Annotated in this window: 4 protein-coding genes; all 4 read right to left on the bottom strand. The window is 31.5% G+C overall.

Annotated features, from left to right (window positions below; all coding sequences use genetic code 11):
* Positions 1-224: 224 nt before the first annotated feature.
* A complete protein-coding gene (locus CI949_RS15325) occupies positions 225-761 on the bottom strand; it encodes a DUF3780 domain-containing protein (RefSeq protein WP_108141010.1) in 537 nt (178 codons plus the stop codon).
* 12 nt (positions 762-773) lie between these two features.
* Positions 774-3,866, bottom strand: coding sequence for a DUF499 domain-containing protein (locus tag CI949_RS15320; protein ID WP_110301124.1), 3,093 nt, complete (start codon positions 3,864-3,866; stop codon positions 774-776).
* A gap of 39 nt (positions 3,867-3,905) precedes the next feature.
* Positions 3,906-5,651 (bottom strand): DUF262 domain-containing protein, encoded by a 1,746-nt coding sequence (locus tag CI949_RS15315; protein ID WP_110301123.1) that lies wholly within the window; start codon positions 5,649-5,651, stop codon positions 3,906-3,908.
* A 50-nt stretch (positions 5,652-5,701) separates the two neighbouring features.
* Positions 5,702-6,047 (bottom strand): helicase-related protein (locus CI949_RS15310; RefSeq protein ID WP_290767850.1); only part of this gene is annotated, 346 nt, incomplete at its 5' end.

The raw sequence follows: 6,047 nt of genomic DNA, 5'->3' as shown, positions 1-6,047 counted from the left end.
CCACGGAGGTAGATAATTATTGCAAATTAGTCTGTTTACTTTATTTTCTATCAGAACTATTATTTAGTCATGGGCTGAATTGGTAAAAAATTACTATTCGGGCTAGGCGGATAGGTCTATGCCTAATTTAACTAATTTCAGCCAAATAAATTAAATTATTTCTTATTTTACTCTTGACATCTTACCGTATTACTCTAAATTTCTTGAGATTTATCTAGTTTATCTTAAAATAATCGCTGTACAAAGCTGCCTGCTAATTTATTATCTACAGGGTTTTCTGTTAGTGCATATCTTAAAGCTATTCTCCAGCCACGGTTGTCACTGTAATGACCCGTTGAAGCATTAGTCATTGTAAAAAGCCACCATCTCTCTTCAGGTGATAAACCCAGCCAGTTTTTGATGGCTAAATCAATAACCCCTACTTCAGCATTTTCTATAGCCCAAAGCAGAAGCATTAATTCTTTACCATATAAACGCTCTAAAGGTACATAATAACTGTCAAAATCTCCTGCTGGAAGTCCTTCATCTTTTAAACGCCTATTAAATTCTTTTTTGATTACATTTTTAACTTTATTCCATTTGGTCTTACTTAAAATCACTTTTTTATCTTTATCATTTAAATCACTAACCTGCTCATCTTGATCCCAGTTAAATCTCTCATATACTGTTATTTTAGCATTTCCAGTTGGTATTTCTAAGAGGAAATGATGATTGGTTTCTTTTGGATTAAAACCAAATCCATAAGTTTTTACTTGGCTCAAAAGATCATCTCCTTAATGTTGACTAAATCTATTTTTATACATCTCTAAGTTAAATTCATTTTTTTCAAGCCATCTCAAAAAATCTCTGCCGCTTTTAAATTTAATACCAGTTATGTTAGCAGTTAAATCATGGGGCTTTTCTCCAACAAAATTATCTTTAATATTTTTTAGTTGTTCTTCTAACATATTCATATCATCTATTTCTACTTTATCTATCATAAAAGTCAAAGAAAAATCAGCTTTACCTCTACCTGTAATAATAAATTGTGCCTGTTTAAAAGTCGCATTTGTTTCATTTAAAAATTCAAGCTCCTCATATGTCGCTTTTGTTCCTTTTGGAGTTTGAGCTTCTGTTAATTTAACAGGCTTATCGCTATCAACTGTAACTTCATTTTCTTTAACTTCATACTGCAGCACATCAGATACTATATCATGTTCTTCATTTACTGCAACTGCCTGAATGTATTTTGCATTTTCAGGTATAATAATTGGTTCCTGATAAACGCCTCCATTTTCTTTTGGAGAAGAACCATCCGTAGTATATCTGATTTCACAATTACTTGGTGTTGCCTGCAGTTTTAGTGCATCTTTCCCTTTAATTGTTAACTCTTTATACTGCAGATTTATATCATTCTCCCATTTTACAGGATCTCCAGTTTCATTAACACCTTCTGAATCAACTGCTAAAAAGTAGTAGACTAAATCAGTTGCTTCAAACGAGTTATAGTTTTCTACTTTTTTGGAAGCCGTAGTCGGCTCTTGACCTATCTCATAATAAACTTCATCTGCATTAACTGGAGTAATGCGCAGTGTAGAAATACCACTTTCACTTACAGTGCTCATTTTTGTAACATTAACATTAGTTTCTTTTTTTGGAGGAGTTTTATCAATATAATTACCATCTTTAAACCAGATTTCTTTCTGCAGTGAATCTTCCTTTAGTTCCCCAAGAGCATCCGGTTTATGCCACAGCCACCTTGTTTCAGTAGCAGTTCTTTCAATTAATTCATTCCAAGTCATTCTATCTCTTGTGAAGATAATTTTATCAAATCGTTTCCGTAATTTCTTTGGTTCAATATCTTTAGTAAACTTCATTTCACTGATTAAAGTGTTTTTAATTTCTTTTTCAGCATTAAAGTTGTTTTGAGAAAACTTCATAATTAAATTAGTATTTTTTAATACATTATTTCTGGGATAATACAAAGTCGTAAAAGTCTCTCTTAAACTGGAATTCAACCTGTTGCCAGTTTTATCTTTTAAATCCATAGCCTGCTGCATTTCACTGTCTCTGTCGCTGACATTATCGGCCTGCATTCTAAAAATTATATTATTAATTGCTCTAACTTTTTTGGCGGTTTCTAAAAGCTTATTCATAACATTTTTTTGACCTGTTAAAAACATAACTCGATTTTTATATTCTACTTCCTCAAAAAACTGCTTTAATTCACTTTTTAGACCATCACTGCCCTCACTAGGTTCAGAAATTATAAGAGACACTTTTTCTTTAGATAATTCAATCTCCTCTATTGAAGGAAAAACCATTAAATTTTGGTAACAATCATTATCATTAGGTTCAAACTCCTCTTCGAGTAAGTCTTTAATATATAATTTAGCCTGACTGCGGCTTAGATTTTTTATTTCATCCTGCATTTCTGCAACTACATTTTTAGTCTGTCTAAAGAGCAGTTTGTTATGGTGTTTATATAAATACCAGGCTTTTTCCTGCAGTTCTTCAATACCGCTTCTGATTTTTGTGATATCTCTATTTGGAGCGACAAGATAAGTAAAGATTTCACTCACTGATAGACCAACTATTGCCTCAGTAGCTTTTGATAAAGAAGACATTAAGATCAGTTTTGAAACATCTTGGACATCCTGAGAATCTGTAGATTTATCAATTCTCTCTGCAACAGAATGGCCGTTATTTGCAATATCATGGCTTATGGCATTTGTAAACTCTGGTTTAATTGATTTAATTTCATTAGCCATTTCAGCATTATTTAAATCAATATCATAAGGATTAATTAGATATAGATTATCAGCTTTGTCTGACTCTCTAAAAATACCTTTAAGCATCTTCTTAGTCAATCTGATAACACCACGAGTTTTTTGGAAACCCTGGTTTTCCTTAAATCTTTCGACTAAATCTTTAAAAGAAGGGTGGAAGGGATATGTATCTCTAACTGCTGAAGCAATTTCACTCGGAACTTCATCTGTATATCCCATTTCTACAGCTTCGTTGACGCTGTTCTTAAAGCCATTAGCTATTTTGTTGATTTCAGTTTCTTCTGGTAAGCCTTCAAACATTCTAGTTTTCAAAATATCATAAAGGTCATTACTGTTGCTTGATACAGGTTCTAGATTTAAAGAAAAGCGATTTATTTCTCCATCGAGTTCTTTAAACATACCTTGAATTATTTCTGATTCTTCCTCATATGTAGCTTCAAGATCAGATATAACTAAACAAACATTAGATAATTCTTTTTTATTTATAGCATTTAATAAATTTGCTATTGCTGTTGTTTCAATATCTAATAGTGTACCCTGCCCATAAGTTCTAGTCTTAGCATTATTTAAATATGGCGGCAGCTCATCTAATAATATAAGAGTAGGTGTAGAACTTTCCAGTAGGTTAATCCAAGCAGTTTGACCGGGTGCCTGAAGTGGAGAATAATATTCACTAAACTGTTCTTTTTTGCCCAGCTGTTTGGCAATCTCTCCCCAGGTACCATAATTCATATCAGATTCTCTACCTGTAACAGATATTGTTCTAATCTCACCTTCTACATCATTATATTTGCCGTTAAGAGTCTTTTTTCTTAAATCAGGATATTTAGCTAATAATCCCAGAGCAATCATGTTGTGGGTTTTACCGCCACCCATAGCTTGGGTTAATTTAATAATGCTGTTTCCTGATCTGTTTCTAAATTTATTCATTGCAGTATCAAAAACTGTTTCCATGTTGTCGGTGATAAATGTTTCTTTAAAAAATCTTTCTGGATCAATGTTACCATTTTTTAAGTCTGAAAGATCTAAGACCTCATCTTTCATTGTTCTATCAAAGACACTTTCTCTAACCTTAACTGAATTAGAAAGAGTTTTCATAATTTCTATTCCTCCAATTTATATTAATATCGAATTTAACTAATTATTTGTCAAGATATTTATGGTTTTTTGAATAAGCTCATTATGTCTTTTTTTTAAATTATCTAAATTCCAATCATTATAATCCTTTAGTTCTTCAACTAATACGAAATCATTTTTCTTTTTATCAAAATAATCTTCAACTTTATCAGTAAATGCTTTATTACTTGCTCTAGTATTTTTTCTACCGTTGAGAGGAACTAAATTACCTAATCTATTTTTCCATTCATATTGAGCTCTGTCATCAAATCTTTCAGTCCAGTAAGCAGCATCAGCTCGCTTAGGTAGAATATGTTCAACACTTATATTATCACCATAATTAATTTTAACACTGTCACTATTTCTCTGATCAAGGTCAAGACGAAGTAAGACGTATTTAGGCACCTGCCACCTGCCTTTTTTATAAAAATCACGATAATTTAGAGCATCTTCTAGATTGGGAATTTCTTTTTCGTCAATAGATAACAATTCTGAATTAAAAATATCATAAACATCATCTTGATTTTCAATCAGCTTAACAATTCTATAAATTTGAGAAAGTCTGGCAGTATAGCCTAACCCTTTAACCCAATCCACAGCAATTCGTTTTTCATATTTTTTTATAAAGTCATACAGTAGTGGATCACTAAATTTTTCGCTAAAACGGATAGGCGCTATCATCCAGTCTTTAAAAGGTAAATAATTGTACATAAGTGAAACTAAGTTGTGATAATATGTTGATTTTCTCTCATCGTCAGCAGTAATATCTGCGTCCAATAATTTTTTCTGATATATATTTTTTACTTTATTTAAATATTCTATAAAGGGCTTGCCTTTAAAATCATTTTCTTTAACAAAAACTTTTTTATCAAATTCTTCATAAATTGAACTTTTAGCTTTTTCTTTTAACTTAATACTGCGGATAAAACTTATCAGATCTTCTATTTCTTCTCTACCAACTTCTTCTTCCATATCTTCCCACAGTTTAGCATACTTGTCCTGTTCTTTGCTGTCTTTTATTTCTCTTAAATTTTCACTTTTTAGTAAATCTGAATTAGATAATGGCATACCTCTAGCATTAATCACATTAAATAAACGAAATGCAGAATATATTGAATTTGTTTTTACAACTACTAAAACTAATTTTTGTAAGATATACTTGGTCATATCATTAATCAGATTTTGATCTGCATCATTATCTGTAATCAATTTGTCCCTAAAAGTTTTAACAGCATCAACTATATTAATTTTTGGTTCACTCAAATCTCTTAAATCAATCCGATCAACATTTTTAGTACTACCAGGTGTTAAGACATTTTCTTTAAAAAATTTTCTTTCTTTATCTCTAACTTTTAATCTGATGCTCTCTGAGGTGCCGGCAAACTCATCTTCTTCCTGATAAATTTTTTCAGACAAATTGTCGTATGCTTTTTTATTTACAGCTAAATCTCTTAAGACAGCCATTAGAATAACTAAAGAAGTTAACCGCTGCTGACCATCAATAATATCATAAACTCCAGAGCCATCTGCTCTGCTTTCATCTGTACATAAAATAATACTGCCTATAAAATATGGCTCATATTTTTGTACATCATCAGCAAATAGCTCCTGGTTATTATTTTTGGCATCATTTAAATCTTCAAATAGCTGAGCAAAATTTTCCACTGTCCAAGAAAAAGGTCTTTGAAAATTTGGAATCTGAAACAAATATTTTTCACTAAATAAATTTTTTATGTAGATTTCTTGAGCATCAATATCAACTCTCATTTTATCACGTCTCCTCTATTAATTAAAATTATATATTATTCAAAATTTATTCATTCCATTTCTTGATCCATCTCTTTCATCAATTCTCCCTGGATAGGGTTATTAGGTACAATAATATTTTTAGCTAATCTTTTCTTTTCCTCTAAAAGACGGTGCAGCTTTTCTTCAACTGTTTCTCTATCTGCAGTCATGATCGGATAATAAACATTAACTTCCTTTTCTTGGCCGATTCTATAGACACGATCAGTTGCCTGCTGTTCTACGGCCGGGTTCCACCATCGGGTATAATGAATCACGTGATTTGCTCCGGTAATATTTAGCCCTGTTCCAGCTGCTCTAGGCGATAATATCATACAGCCAAAACCATCGCTTTCATTAAATCTATCTACTGAAGCT

This window comes from Halanaerobium sp., from assembly GCF_003070835.1.
Note: the sequence above shows the minus strand (reverse complement) of the source record. Positions and strands in the feature narration are given on the sequence as shown.

Excerpts from the sequence above, each read along its gene's own strand:
- CI949_RS15320 (WP_110301124.1), bottom strand. The coding sequence starts at position 3,866 with ATGAAAACTCTTTCTAATTCAGTTAAGGTTAGAGAAAGTGTCTTTGAT.
- CI949_RS15315 (WP_110301123.1), bottom strand. The coding sequence starts at position 5,651 with ATGAGAGTTGATATTGATGCTCAAGAAATCTACATAAAAAATTTATTT.